Genomic DNA, 12,711 nt, shown 5'->3' with positions numbered 1-12,711 from the left:
TCGAGCTCCGATAGAATATCGAATCTCGATGGCTGCTTAGTCTTTTTAATACTGTCTACTTGACAGGGATAAGACCATATGCTATCGGGGCAGTCTTTTTTTAACACATTAACTGGGATGAATTTATGCATATAATGAATGAGGATGGAGAATAGCTTAGTGATGTTTAAAACTGAATTTCTCATATTATTTGTCGAAAAATAGAGGTATTTGTTAACTTTGTGTATAATTACAATCATATCGAATACAAATAAAGGAGATTATTATGGGAGTGTATTGGGGTACAAAAAGACATTCTTGGCTTAGTTATGTCTCATTTTGGCTAAGTATTTCATTTTTTGTGGTGTTTCTAATTGAAGTGTTTATTTTAAAAACACTTTCGGATAGCTCGGTACAAATTGTTAAATATTTTTATTTTATACTCGTACCAGTAAACATCCTTCTTAGTTTAAAGTTACTTTTTAAGAAGAATGAAAAGAAAGCATTACCCATTTTTAGTTTAATTGTCTCATTATTATTTACAATTTTAATTATAGTATTAGCAATAGCAGCTACAGGGAAATTTATTTAGGGAGAGTGATATATATCACTCTTCTTTTTTGTTGTGAGCAAATAAAAAATAGGTGTTGAATAAAACTTACAGTAGAATAGTAAGTAACGGACTAAGAAACATAATAATGAAGATAGAATAAGTATTTTGTAAGTACTAATGAAGCAAATGAATACGGTAAGAACGGTGATATATGGTACAATGACTATGGATAGTGATAGAGATAAAGGGTATATAAAATACTCATCGTTTTTTAGTAAGAGAGGGGTTATCTTATGCTATACGAGGATTTGATGACATTATTTCAAGCAGCTCCAAAAAAAGATAGAGGTGGCTGGAAATATATAATCCAAGAACAAAATGATAAATATGAAATTGTTGATGAAATGTTGAAAAATCAAATGAGTATTGAATTGTATTTTAATGAATATGATGAGGTGAAAATCACTTTATATAAAGATGGAATTCCTATTTCTACTATGCAAAGAATTGCTATTTCAAAAGTTGAATTAGACGAGGATGAAGAAGGGATTCAATTTGTTTTAGAGCGCATGCCTAGTCGAATGATTCGACTGCAATTAAAGCCATATTTGGCATTGGAAATGGGACCGTACTGGGAAATATGTGATGATTGTGAATGAACATAAAGAAAGCATCCAATAAAATGGATGCTTTCTTTATGTTTTTTGAAGTTGTTTAAAAGCAATGATTGGAAGTAGAACGATACTTACCCATCCGATGATTGGATATAGAATGTGGAGTAGCTCACTGTAACCGATGTAACTAAAGCAATAACTAATTAGTAAAATGAAGAAAATAATATTGTTACTTTTCCACCCAGTGATAGATTGCATTTGTTTTGTCATCCCGAACACATTACCAACTAAAGTTGTAAACACTTCACCGAAAATAATAAGAACAAAGAAAAAGTGAAACGTTGCATTAAATCTTCTTATGACTTCAGCCATTGGGATATTGTATTGATAAAATTGGTCGACCGACAAGATAGCTAAATGGCTGCATAATAAAATTAAAGAAAGTCCTGCACCACCTAAAATTCCACCCCACAAAATGGCTTTTCGATCCTTTACTTCACCGGCTAACGGGACGAGAACGCTTTGGGCGAGAGAAAGATTTAAAGCGACATATGTAATAGGGCTAGTAATCCACTTCATATTCCAGCTCTCTGCAGGAATAGTATTACTAATAGGTGTTGTACTGTGGAAAAAGGTTGTAATAGCAAGTCCTATAATAAATATCATCATAATAGGTACGACAAGTGTATTTACTTCAAAAACACCTTGTAATCCGCGGCTACCTATAATGAGACAGGCGATAACTGTAATGAGAATACCGAGTTGTCTTGGTAAACGAAGTTGCTCTTCAAATACCGCTCCAGCTCCTGATAGCATAACGCTCGTTACACCAAATAATACGAGTAGTAATAATGTATTTACAACATTTCCGAATACATCTCCAAATAAATATTTGTTAAAATCTTGCGCTGAAAATGCCCCGATTTGTGATGAAAGTAACATCATCTTTGTGCCGAGCCAAATAAAAAAAAATCCACTTACACATATACCAATTGTTCCGTATAATCCGTTCACTGTAAAAAATTCAACAATTTCTCGTCCAGTAGCAAATCCAGCTCCAACGACAGTTCCGATATAAGTAGCAGCAACTTTCTTTGCTACTTGCCATTGTTGATTGTCCATGTTATCCCTCTTTCTTCTATGATGAGCTTGACTTACTATAATGCATATGTAGCAGCTTGGACGATTAGACATATGAAGTAGTTGAAAAAATACATGAATTGTATGATATTAGGGAAATATTAAAGGTGTTAAAACTTTGTTACATATGAGCCAATCATTCGAAAGGGTAGGAAATGTATGGTAAAATGTAATTAGGTTATTAAAAGATAAGCATTACAAAACGATAAGAGGAGTGGATTGTATGAGTACGAATACAAATGTTGTTGAAGTATTAAACAAGCAGGTAGCAAACTGGAATGTGTTATATGTGAAACTACATAATTATCACTGGTATGTGACAGGACCACACTTCTTTACCTTACATGAGAAATTTGAAGAGTTTTATAATGAAGCAGGAACGTATATTGATGAGTTAGCAGAACGTATTTTGGCGTTAGAAGGTAAACCGTTAGCGACAATGAAAGAATATCTTGCAACATCTAGTGTCAGTGAGGGGACAAGCAAGGAATCAGCTGAGGAAATGGTGCAAACTTTAGTGAATGATTACTCTGCACTTATTCAAGAATTAAAAGAAGGTATGGAAGTTGCTGGTGAAGCTGGCGATGAAACATCAGCTGATATGTTACTAGCAATTCACACGACATTAGAACAGCATGTATGGATGCTAAGTGCATTCTTAAAATAACGATAAATATATTTTGGAAAATCCATTGAAAAATTTTTTCAATGGATTTTTTTGTGATTTTTCAGTTTTCTTTTATGCTATAATATAGTAAAAGGGAGGCGATGCAATGTTTCGCTTTTTCAGAACTGGAAAAGAAGAACGGGAAATTACGAAAGATGAATTAGAACAAGCGATGGCTAAGTTTCTAGAGACAAATGCTAATATCGTATATACAGTATTAGTAAATGATGATTATACAGTAAATTATGATTTGTTAAAGCCGTATTTACCTGTATTTCCGACAAATGTTTTTCTTATTACGAAGGAAACGCTTGAGGTATTTGAACATACAGAAGAAAATTTAAACCTAGTTAAAGAAATTGATATCGTACAAAAGGCAGTAGATCAATATGTAACAGAAAAAGAAATGTTTCCAATTGTTGAGGGTAGTGAAGATCGCCTTATATGCGGAATGAAGCTAGGGCCGTACTTAAATCGTCTATTAAAAAGAGACTTATATATTTCAGAAAAACATTATTTAGTTTCAAGTAAACCGGATAGAAAAAAACAAAAGAGCGGGTAGATGTAAAAAAACAACAATAATATATTGTTGTCTTTTTTTGTTTAAAAATATATTGATTATTCTGTCTATTTAGTTTTATACTACACGTATTGGATAGGAAGAGGTGATGTATTATGTGTATACATACAGTAATTATTAAATATCATTCTGAGGATCAAGTATGGTTAGGTTGAGTTATTCAATATAACAATGTACATACCATGATCAAAGGATGGTATACAAGTTCGAGAAATAAATATTATAAACGGTTTCGGGGGATTGGTATATGAAAAATAGTATGACTTACATCCAGTTATTAAATGAAACGTTACGTTGTTATGCAAATAAAGGAAGTTTTGAAGCGTATACGTATATAATGGAACATGCTAAAGGTGTAATAGGTAATGAGGCACAAATATATAATTTTAAATATGCACTAGCAAGTGCAGCAGGACTTGAAGAAGAAGCATTGCATGTAATGAAGGAAGCTATTATAGAGAATGGATTTTGGTATGGAAATGAATATTTAATTTCCGACGACGATTTAAAACCACTACATAAGTTTGAAGAGTTTCATAAAATGGTTCAGTTATGTAAAGAAAGAGAAGAAGTAGCAAAGAAAACAGAACGAGCAGATGTGAAATATATTTACAGCGAGGAAAAGGGAAATCTACTAGTTACAATGCATGGTGATCAAGAAAATATAGGAATAATAGAACCATATTGGAAATCAGTTATTACACAAGATTATACGTTAGCGTTACCACAGTCTTCGCAAATTCAATTTTCAGATGGGTTTGTTTGGGATGATATACATAGAGGGAAAGAAGAATTAAAAGAGCATTACGATAAATTTATAGAGAATCATACGGTAGAAAATGTAATAATAGGTGGTTTTTCTGCTGGAGCAAGAGTAGCTTTACTTACGATTTTGCAAAAAGATATAGATGTAGATGGTTTTATTTTTATGGCACCGTGGCTTCCAGAGATTGAAGAATGGAATGAGTTGCTGGAAGTGCTACAGGATAAACATATAAAGGGATATATAGTATGCGGGGATCAAGATGAAGATTGTTTCGAATGCACGCAGCAATTTGTACGATTATTAAGAGATAAGAATATAGAACATAAGTATAAAATTGTGCCTAACTTAAATCATGATTATCCTAATCATTTTGATGAGTTATTAAAAGAAGCTATTGAATATATAGGAAGTAAAAACAATAAGTAGTAAGAAAGGGAGATACATCGTCGTTGATGTATCTCCCTTTTACAATTATAAATTAAAAGCATTTGCTAGTAAGCGATAAGAATTTAATTTATGTTCAAATTGATGAGTAATCGTGACAACCATAAATTCGTCAGTATTGTACGCTTTACTTAAATTTACTATTTTTTCTTTCACAGAAGTCGGATCACCTACGATCATACGTTGACGATTTTCTTTTATACGGAATAAATCATACGCGCTGTATGAATAATTTTGAGAAGTTTCGATAGAAGGTGTACCAGTTGTTCGTTTTCCTTGCTCTAGTAATAAGATTGATAAATCTAAACTAGAAGCAATTTTTTCTGCCTCTTCATTTGTTTCTCCGCAAATAACAAAAATCGCGACAATTGATTTTGGTTTATCTCCTAAATAGGAAGGTTGAAATTGTTCCTGGTAAGCCCTCATAACTTCTGGGCCTCCGAAGCCATTAATAAATTGTGCAAATGCAAAAGAAGCTCCGTTGTGCGCCGCAATTTTAGCGCTCTCTCCGCTAGAACCGAGCATCCACATTTCAGGTGATGTTGGAATAACTGGAGTAGCCTTTAAATTTGCATAATGATGATTTTCTGGTACTTGATCATGTAAATACATTGCAACATCTGCAACTTGTTCTGGGTATTGATCAAGTGAGACCATTTTTCCTTCTTGTAGTGCGCGAGTTGCTATTGGCATACCACCAGGTGCTCTACCAACACCAAGGTCGATGCGGTTTGGATAAAGTGCTTCTAAAACACGGAAATTCTCGGCAACTTTATATGGGCTATAATGCGGCAACATAACACCACCCGAACCAACTCTCATATGTCCTGTTTTCGCTGCAATATGAGAAATAAGTATTTCTGGACTTGAACCAGCTAAGCTTACGGAATTATGATGCTCAGATACCCAAAAACGTGTGAATCCGAGTTTTTCCACTTCTTGTGCAAGCGTAACTGTATGTGAAATAGCTTGGATTGCTGTGCTACCATCTGAAACAGGTGATTGGTCTAATACACTTAATTTGATCATAGAATATACCTCTCAATCTTAATGTACATCCTATTATATATTTACTTACGAAAAATGCGTAATGAAATGCTCAAAATGAAAAGCGGATCATTTTATATCCGCTTTTAACGAGAAAATCCCCGTTCATAATGATTCATTTCGACTAAGTTTAAAATATATTCATAGTTGTCAATTTCACATTTTAGCTGTTCACGTTCTTTTTCAGATAGTCTCTTATTGCTAAGTTTTTTACATAAGTTTTGTTTCTTTAATTCTAGATGTTTTTTTGTAGCGTGGTAATCATAAGTCTGTTTCATTTTCAACCACTCCTTCGTTGCAGTTGCTATATTATACGAAGCATAAAGAAATGTGAGATCTGTCTCTTATGTACTTTTAGTGAATATTCAAATTGCAATGGTGTTATGTTTATAGGGATTTATGAATAAAATGCACTAAACCACTAATGCGCATTTTATCCCGCATTAACGGGCAGTAAAACTCCCACCTCAAAATTGGGCTGGAGCAATGAAGTTAGGTGGGAGATTAACTGCCCATAAAAGCCCGATTGGTTCAACTAATAATCAGTGGGGGAAGAACACCCCACTGATTATAGTTTCACTTTATGAAGTAAGGGGTGGAATTGTGCAGAAAGATTTAATGTATAACACTGAGATGGATGAAACGTTACAAGTTATAAATAAGGGATTGAATAAGACGACACGTCCGAAACAAATTATTGTAGTAGGGGCAGGCATGGCTGGATTAGTTTCGGCATCTTTATTAAAGGCTGCAGGACATGAAGTGAAGGTTTTTGAAGCAAACAATCGTGTAGGCGGCCGCATAGAGACAGTTAGAATGGAAGATACCGGATTATATTTAGATGTTGGGGCAATGAGAATTCCATATTCGCACACGTTAACGATGGCATATATAAGAAAGTTTGGGTTACAGGTGAGTCCTTTTATTAATAGGAATGAGACAGATATCATCTACGTAAATGGTCGGAAAACGACATTAAAACAATACGAAAAAGATCCAAGTATTTTAAGATATCCTGTGGAAATGAATGAAGTTGGGAAAACGTCTGAGGAACTATTATTGTTAGCGGTACAGCCCATTATAAATTTTATAAAAAAGAATCCAGAGAAAAATTGGGATGTTGTAGTAAAGGATTTTGGAAGATACTCTACAGGACAATTTTTAAAGTACCATCCTTATCAATATAATACGTATTTTTCACCAATAACGATTGAGATGATTGGTGTTTTATTAGATTTAGAAGGTTTTTTAGAAAGGTCATTCGTTGAGACGTTACGTTTTTTATACATTATGCAAGAGGAGAGCGGATTTTGTGAAATAATAGGTGGAAACGATAGATTACCAAAATCTTTTTTACCGCAATTAGAAGAAAATATTATTTATAATCAAAAATTAATGAAGCTACATCAACACGATAACGGTGTGACGGCTTTCTATCGAAACGAGGAAACTTTTGAATATAGTAGTATTACAGGGGATTTAGTTATTGTTACAATTCCGTTTTCGACAATGCGTTTTGTGGAAGTAGATCCATTTGACTCTATATCTCATGAAAAGTGGAAAGCAATTCGTGAATTGCATTATATGCCTGCGACGAAAATAGGCATTCAATTTAAAAGTCGATTTTGGGAAGAACAAGGGCAATTAGGTGGCAGAATTATAACAGATTTGCCAATTCGTTACGCCTATTATCCAAGCTATGGAATTGGACAGAAAGGAGCTGCTATGATGTTAGGAAGCTATACATGGTCTTATGATGCGTTACTATGGGATGGGTTATCGAAGGGGGATCGTATTTATTACACATTACACAACTTAGCAACGATATTAGGTGGTCAAGTATATGATGAATTCATGTCTGGAATATCAAAAAGTTGGACATTGGATCCATATGCACTTGGAGGATTTGCTCTTTTTCAAGCTGGTCAAGAATCTGAGCTACAACCAGTGATTGTAAAACCAGAGGGGAAAATATTCTTTGCTGGAGATCATACAACGTTATATCACGGATGGATTCAAGGTGCGATTGAGTCTGGAGTTCGTGTAGCGGTGGAAGTGAACGAATAAAACATTTAAAATTCAGAAATTTCTTTACTGTACAACTTGAGATGGATATTATTATATATAAAAGAATTATAGGGAGTGTTTACAGTGAATCCGTTATTATTTGATTTTCCTTCTGAATTTTATACTGACAGGCTTTTTATTCGAATGCCGAAACCAGGCGATGGTAAAGTTGTATATGACGCAATTCAAGCTTCAATACAAGAATTAAAACCTTGGATGGTTTTTGCACAGAAAGAGCAAACAGAGGAAGAAATAGAAGAGAGTATAAGAAAATCGCATATTCAATTTTTACAAAGAGAAGATTTGAGATTGCTAGTATTCTCGAAAGAAACAGGTGAATTTATTGCTTCTAGCGGATTACATCGTATTAATTGGGAGATACCTCAATTTGAAATCGGGTATTGGATTGATTCGAGATATAGTGGAAAAGGCTATATGGTAGAGGCTGCGAAAGGTATAACGGATTATGCTTTTTCTGAACTAAAAGCAAACCGCGTAGAAATTCGTTGTGATTCTCTAAATAAAAAGAGTAGAGCAATACCTGAGAAATTAGGTTTTAAATTAGAGGGTATTTTAGAAAGTGCGAGTGTTGCGGTAGATGAAAATGGATTAAGGGATATGTGTGTATTTGCAATGACGAGAAATACATATGAAAAAGAAGAGCTGTAAAGAAACAGCTCTTCTTCTTTATATTATGGTACAGGATGACCGTTAGAACTTTCAAAAATTGTAAACCATTGTTGACGATCTAAGTTAATTTTTGTAGCAAGAGCGGCCGTTTTTACACGATCTAATTTCCCAGAGCCAACGATTGGCATCATGTTAGCTGGATGAGCAAGCAGCCATGCATACATAATCGTATCGATGCTAGTAACACCTAGCTCATTAGCAACTTTTTGTACAGTTTCACGTACACGTACTGCACGTTCAGTTTGACCGGTAAAGATTTCGCCACCAGCAAGAGGTGACCAAATCATTGGATTGATTCGTTTTTCTTGGCATAAATTAATTGTACCTTTTTCAAAGTGCTCAAGCTGCAGCGCAGATACTTCGATTTGATTTGTAATGAGCGGGAAATCTAAATATGAACTTAACATATGAAACTGTGAAGGTAAAAAGTTAGATACACCGAAGTGACGAACCTTTCCTTCTTGCTTTAAGCGTGAGAACGCTTCTGCCACTTCATTTGGATCCATAAATGGATCAGGACGATGGATGAGTAATACATCAATATAATCTGTATGTAAGTTTTGTAATGAATCCTCCGCACTCTTTATGATATGTTCAGCATTCGTATTGTAGTGAGCAACATATCGCTCTGGAAATTTCGGTGATGGGGGAGCGATTCCACACTTGGTAACAATTTGCATGTTTTCTCGTAAGGAAGGCTTTAGTTGTAAAGCTTCTCCAAACAGCCCTTCACACGTATATCCACCATAAATATCAGCGTGATCGAAAGTAGTAATCCCCATATCCATACATTCTTCAATGAAAGAAAGTAACTCTTGTTTCGTCATATTCCATTCTGCTAAACGCCAAAATCCTTGAATAATACGAGAAAATTTTAGTGTTTCGGTCATTTGAACTCGTTCCATTATAAGTACCCCCTTGATGAATGATTATTATTTTGAAAAGGCTTTCTTACTACATATTATTATATAGTTTGAGGAGCGTACAAACAATAAATATGTTTTGCTACAAAAACGATTTTCTCTATATGCTATAATGTAGACACATATAGCTATAAGGAGATGTAAGGAATGATTCCAGTAACAATATTAACTGGTTTTCTTGGATCAGGGAAAACGACTTTATTAAATCGTATTTTATCAGAAAATCACGGTAAGAAATTAGCGGTGATTGTAAATGAAATAGGACAAATTGGTATCGATAATCAGTTGATTATGAATGTTGAAGAAGAAATTATGGAAATGACTAACGGTTGTTTATGCTGTACTGTACGTGAAGATTTACTCGTTGCGTTAAAACAATTACTGGACGTAAAAGCAGAAGGGAAAATGGACTTTGAAGGCTTAGTAATTGAAACAACAGGTCTTGCAAATCCAGGCCCGATTATTCAAACATTCTTTTTAGATCCTGTTATTCAATCTGCATACCAAATTAATGGCGTTGTAACGGTAGTAGATAGTTACCATATACATAAACATTTTGAAAAGGGATTAGAAGCAAAGGAACAAATTGCATTTGCTGATGTAGTGTTGGTGAATAAATTAGATTTAATTGAAGAAAGTGAAAAGGAAAATCTTTTGCATGAACTGCAAGGTATTAACCCCACTGCAAAGTTAATCGAGGCAACTAACTGTGAGGTAGATATACCATCATTATTACAAATTCAAACGTTTAAAACGAAAGATACGTTACAAATTTATCCTCATAAAGAGCATAATCATTTAGAAGGTGTAAAATCATTTGTACTACGTGAAGAGCGTCCGTTAGATTTACAAAAACTAAATGAGTGGATGTCAGCTGTCGTGCAAGAGCTAGGGGAGTATTTATATCGTTATAAAGGGATTTTATCTATCGATGGAGTAGATAAACGTATCGTGTTCCAAGGTGTACATACATTATTTGCTGCTTCGTATGATAGAGAGTGGCAAGAGGGTGAAAAGCGAGTAAGTGAAGTCGTATTTATCGGTAAAGATATTAATAAAGAATGGTTCCAAGAACATTTTGGGGAGTGTGTGAAATAAGTCTGCGTCAACTGCAGGCTTATTTTTTTATGAGCATTCTATTGAGATTGTACTAGATTTCAATAACGAAACACATAAGGGAAAGAAACGGAAAATAGAAAATAACATTGATAAATATATAATAAAAAGCCTGTTTTCACAGGCTTGTGTTTTCGTTTATTAGTAACTCCATTACAACACCTACAACTGGACCCTCATCATCAATATCCCCGTTTAAATGGAAACCAAATGATTCATATAGGCCCATGGCAAGTTTGTTGTCCGGATGTAAACTTAAGTAAATTATTTTACATGTAAATTGTTGTTGTAAAAATTGAATGAGTAAGCGGAGGAAACGTTTTGCGTATCCTTTTCCTTGATGTTGTTGGTCAATCATAAAACGATCTAACCAGATGCTTTCGTGTTTTTTTGAATACCAACCGTACATTGCGTATCCAACAAGTGTTTCTCCATCATATAAACCTACTGACGTCCCGTTTCCTTCATATAATGATTCTGCTAAAGAAAACGCATTACTTTCAATAAATTGCTGCTGGTTTTTTGCGACGTTTAAAGCAGCTACTGAACGCCAATTTTTTGCTGTTACTTCACAAATGTGAAGATTCATAATTCCAACTCACCTTCTAAAAGAGTATAGCTTAAAGCTAATATGGATAATTTTACTTGTTATTTTGGTCAAGTCAAGGATACATACATAAAAAGGCAGCTGAACAATAGATTCAGCTGCTTAGAAAATATAGTAAATTAGTTTGTTGCTTCTTTCAATGTGTTTACGTTTTCTTCCATTAAAGTAAAGTAATCTTTATTGTTTTTCGCATCATCTTCAGAAATAGTAGCAAGGTGATTTAAGCGTAAAACTGTTGTACCAGTTTCTTTTTGAATAACTGATGCGACTTTTGGCGTAGAGAAAGTTTCAAATAAAATATATTTTAGACCGTGTTCTTTTACTGTTTTTGTAATGTCAGCAAGCTCTTTTTGAGATGGCTCATCAGAAGCTGAAATTCCGGCGATAGGAATCTGTTTTAAACCATAGCGTTGTTCCCAATAACCATAAGCAGCATGAGAAACTAAAATTTCTTTCGTTTTCGCATTTGCTACAGCAGCTTTAAATTGATCGTCTAAATCGGTAAATTTAGTTTGAAGTGCTGCAAAGTTTTTCTCGAATTCTTGTTTATGGTCAGGTTGTAATTCCACAAGAGCATTTTTGATTTTTTCAGCTTGTTTCATCGCAAGAGTAGGGTCTATCCAAACATGCGGGTCTTTATCATGATGGTGATCATCTTCTTTATGACCATCTCCGTGATCGTGATGTTCTTCTTCAGAAGAAGCACGAAGTTTAATTCCTTTTGATGCATTTACAATTTTAACATTTTCTTTTTGTAATGTTTTTTCCATCTTCTCAGCAAATGGTTCTAATTCAGCACCGTTATAAACGAATAAATCGGCTTTTGCAACTTGTACTGTTTGTTTTTGACTCGGTTCAAATGTATGTGAATCGGCACCAGGAGGGTAAATTGCTTCTACTGTTACATAGTCGCCACCAATTTTTTTTGCGAAATCTGCAAGAGGGAAGATAGTTGTATAAACAGTTAGCTTTCCATCTTTCTTGGCAGTACCTTCTTTTTTATTTGAGCAGCCAGTAAAAATTAAAGTGAAAATAAGTAAGAATGAAAATATAGTCAATCTTTTAGGCATGAAGTTCTCCTCTTTTCTTTTTTTACGGATATATCTTCAATTATAGAAGAAAAATATCATTTTAATACAAAACGGAATAATTACGTTTTAGTTTGCGAACTTAGTATAATACATCTTTCATAAAGTTGCAATAAATAATAATCATTACGATTTGATTTTGTTATAAAGTTGTCAAATATAGATGTATTATTTTTGTGAATGCATGCATATGTGACAACGCTGCTTTCATATATTTGAAAGGAAGGTGAAGAGGAGGATGAGCGCTTGGGATATTTAATGGAAGCTATCTTATTGATATTAGCGGTAGTATTGCCATTATCTTTCGTTTTAATCTTTTTAAGACGCTTAATAAGTAATTTAGGGAATGCATCAACGATAACGAAATTACCAGAGAAAGAAAAGAAAAAAGAGTAAGTAAAGCACTATGCATACGCATAGTGCTTTACTT

At 34.0% G+C, this 12,711-nt stretch carries 15 protein-coding genes; 9 read left to right on the top strand and 6 right to left on the bottom strand.

Annotated elements, in window-relative coordinates; all coding sequences use genetic code 11:
• Positions 1–265 precede the first annotated feature (265 nt).
• Both JDS81_RS18820 and JDS81_RS18815 read left to right on the top strand, forming a co-directional pair.
• Positions 266–571 (top strand): hypothetical protein, encoded by a 306-nt coding sequence (locus JDS81_RS18820; protein WP_000539579.1) that lies wholly within the window; start codon positions 266–268, stop codon positions 569–571.
• A gap of 254 nt (positions 572–825) precedes the next feature.
• Complete coding sequence (locus JDS81_RS18815; protein WP_000965090.1) at positions 826–1,191, top strand: DUF3979 family protein; 366 nt, start codon at positions 826–828, stop codon at positions 1,189–1,191.
• A gap of 36 nt (positions 1,192–1,227) precedes the next feature.
• Here JDS81_RS18815 and JDS81_RS18810 read toward each other — a convergent pair whose 3' ends face one another.
• A complete protein-coding gene (locus JDS81_RS18810; protein ID WP_000370197.1) occupies positions 1,228–2,268 on the bottom strand; it encodes a YkvI family membrane protein in 1,041 nt (346 codons plus the stop codon).
• A 241-nt stretch (positions 2,269–2,509) separates the two neighbouring features.
• Here JDS81_RS18810 and JDS81_RS18805 point away from each other — a divergent pair, with 241 nt between their 5' ends.
• From JDS81_RS18805 to JDS81_RS18795, 3 genes are all read left to right on the top strand, one after another.
• The gene (locus tag JDS81_RS18805) at positions 2,510–2,953 is read left to right on the top strand and encodes a Dps family protein (RefSeq protein ID WP_000106367.1); all 444 of its coding nucleotides are present in this window, start codon (positions 2,510–2,512) and stop codon (positions 2,951–2,953) included.
• 106 nt (positions 2,954–3,059) lie between these two features.
• The gene (locus JDS81_RS18800; RefSeq protein WP_000488204.1) at positions 3,060–3,515 is read left to right on the top strand and encodes a DUF3939 domain-containing protein; all 456 of its coding nucleotides are present in this window, start codon (positions 3,060–3,062) and stop codon (positions 3,513–3,515) included.
• Between the two features lie 265 nt (positions 3,516–3,780).
• A complete protein-coding gene (locus JDS81_RS18795; protein WP_000798330.1) occupies positions 3,781–4,725 on the top strand; it encodes an alpha/beta hydrolase in 945 nt (314 codons plus the stop codon).
• A 45-nt stretch (positions 4,726–4,770) separates the two neighbouring features.
• On the opposite strand, the gene JDS81_RS18790 is transcribed toward JDS81_RS18795, so the two are convergent.
• Positions 4,771–5,772, bottom strand: a complete 1,002-nt coding sequence (locus tag JDS81_RS18790) for an LLM class flavin-dependent oxidoreductase (protein ID WP_097954778.1) — start codon at positions 5,770–5,772, stop codon at positions 4,771–4,773.
• Positions 5,773–5,876: 104 nt separating this feature from the next.
• Complete coding sequence (locus tag JDS81_RS18785; RefSeq protein ID WP_000815495.1) at positions 5,877–6,068, bottom strand: DUF3896 family protein; 192 nt, start codon at positions 6,066–6,068, stop codon at positions 5,877–5,879.
• 325 nt (positions 6,069–6,393) lie between these two features.
• On the opposite strand from JDS81_RS18785, the gene JDS81_RS18780 reads away from it, so the two are divergent.
• Positions 6,394–7,857: a flavin monoamine oxidase family protein gene (locus JDS81_RS18780; protein ID WP_142307072.1), complete on the top strand. Its 1,464-nt coding sequence runs from the start codon at positions 6,394–6,396 to the stop codon at positions 7,855–7,857.
• Positions 7,858–7,941: 84 nt separating this feature from the next.
• A complete protein-coding gene (locus tag JDS81_RS18775; RefSeq protein ID WP_087970081.1) occupies positions 7,942–8,526 on the top strand; it encodes a GNAT family N-acetyltransferase in 585 nt (194 codons plus the stop codon).
• 23 nt (positions 8,527–8,549) lie between these two features.
• Here JDS81_RS18775 and JDS81_RS18770 read toward each other — a convergent pair whose 3' ends face one another.
• Entirely contained in the window at positions 8,550–9,452 is a 903-nt protein-coding gene (locus JDS81_RS18770) for an aldo/keto reductase (RefSeq protein ID WP_097954777.1), read from the bottom strand.
• 165 nt (positions 9,453–9,617) lie between these two features.
• Between JDS81_RS18770 and JDS81_RS18765 the strand changes: the two genes are divergently transcribed.
• Positions 9,618–10,568: a CobW family GTP-binding protein gene (locus JDS81_RS18765; RefSeq protein WP_000613433.1), complete on the top strand. Its 951-nt coding sequence runs from the start codon at positions 9,618–9,620 to the stop codon at positions 10,566–10,568.
• A gap of 136 nt (positions 10,569–10,704) precedes the next feature.
• On the opposite strand, the gene JDS81_RS18760 is transcribed toward JDS81_RS18765, so the two are convergent.
• Both JDS81_RS18760 and JDS81_RS18755 read right to left on the bottom strand, forming a co-directional pair.
• Positions 10,705–11,175 carry a GNAT family N-acetyltransferase gene (locus JDS81_RS18760; protein ID WP_001048672.1) on the bottom strand — a complete coding sequence of 157 codons (471 nt, stop codon included), beginning with the start codon at positions 11,173–11,175 and terminating at the stop codon, positions 10,705–10,707.
• A 137-nt stretch (positions 11,176–11,312) separates the two neighbouring features.
• Complete coding sequence (locus JDS81_RS18755; protein ID WP_001126163.1) at positions 11,313–12,263, bottom strand: metal ABC transporter substrate-binding protein; 951 nt, start codon at positions 12,261–12,263, stop codon at positions 11,313–11,315.
• 264 nt (positions 12,264–12,527) lie between these two features.
• Between JDS81_RS18755 and JDS81_RS18750 the strand changes: the two genes are divergently transcribed.
• Entirely contained in the window at positions 12,528–12,677 is a 150-nt protein-coding gene (locus JDS81_RS18750) for a hypothetical protein (protein ID WP_000540935.1), read from the top strand.
• Positions 12,678–12,711: the final 34 nt, after the last annotated feature.

The organism is Bacillus cereus group sp. N31 (genome assembly GCF_016483245.1).
In the GTDB taxonomy this organism is placed as follows: domain Bacteria; phylum Bacillota; class Bacilli; order Bacillales; family Bacillaceae_G; genus Bacillus_A; species Bacillus_A toyonensis.
Note: the sequence above shows the minus strand (reverse complement) of the source record. Positions and strands in the feature narration are given on the sequence as shown.

Bases quoted from the DNA above. Each gene is read 5' to 3' on its own strand.
- JDS81_RS18820 (WP_000539579.1), top strand. From the start codon at position 266: ATGGGAGTGTATTGGGGTACAAAAAGACATTCTTGGCTTAGTTATGTC.
- JDS81_RS18815 (WP_000965090.1), top strand. From the start codon at position 826: ATGCTATACGAGGATTTGATGACATTATTTCAAGCAGCTCCAAAAAAA.
- JDS81_RS18810 (WP_000370197.1), bottom strand. From the start codon at position 2,268: ATGGACAATCAACAATGGCAAGTAGCAAAGAAAGTTGCTGCTACTTAT.
- JDS81_RS18805 (WP_000106367.1), top strand. From the start codon at position 2,510: ATGAGTACGAATACAAATGTTGTTGAAGTATTAAACAAGCAGGTAGCA.
- JDS81_RS18800 (WP_000488204.1), top strand. From the start codon at position 3,060: ATGTTTCGCTTTTTCAGAACTGGAAAAGAAGAACGGGAAATTACGAAA.
- JDS81_RS18795 (WP_000798330.1), top strand. From the start codon at position 3,781: ATGAAAAATAGTATGACTTACATCCAGTTATTAAATGAAACGTTACGT.
- JDS81_RS18790 (WP_097954778.1), bottom strand. From the start codon at position 5,772: ATGATCAAATTAAGTGTATTAGACCAATCACCTGTTTCAGATGGTAGC.
- JDS81_RS18785 (WP_000815495.1), bottom strand. From the start codon at position 6,068: ATGAAACAGACTTATGATTACCACGCTACAAAAAAACATCTAGAATTA.
- JDS81_RS18770 (WP_097954777.1), bottom strand. From the start codon at position 9,452: ATGGAACGAGTTCAAATGACCGAAACACTAAAATTTTCTCGTATTATT.
- JDS81_RS18765 (WP_000613433.1), top strand. From the start codon at position 9,618: ATGATTCCAGTAACAATATTAACTGGTTTTCTTGGATCAGGGAAAACG.
- JDS81_RS18760 (WP_001048672.1), bottom strand. From the start codon at position 11,175: ATGAATCTTCACATTTGTGAAGTAACAGCAAAAAATTGGCGTTCAGTA.
- JDS81_RS18755 (WP_001126163.1), bottom strand. From the start codon at position 12,263: ATGCCTAAAAGATTGACTATATTTTCATTCTTACTTATTTTCACTTTA.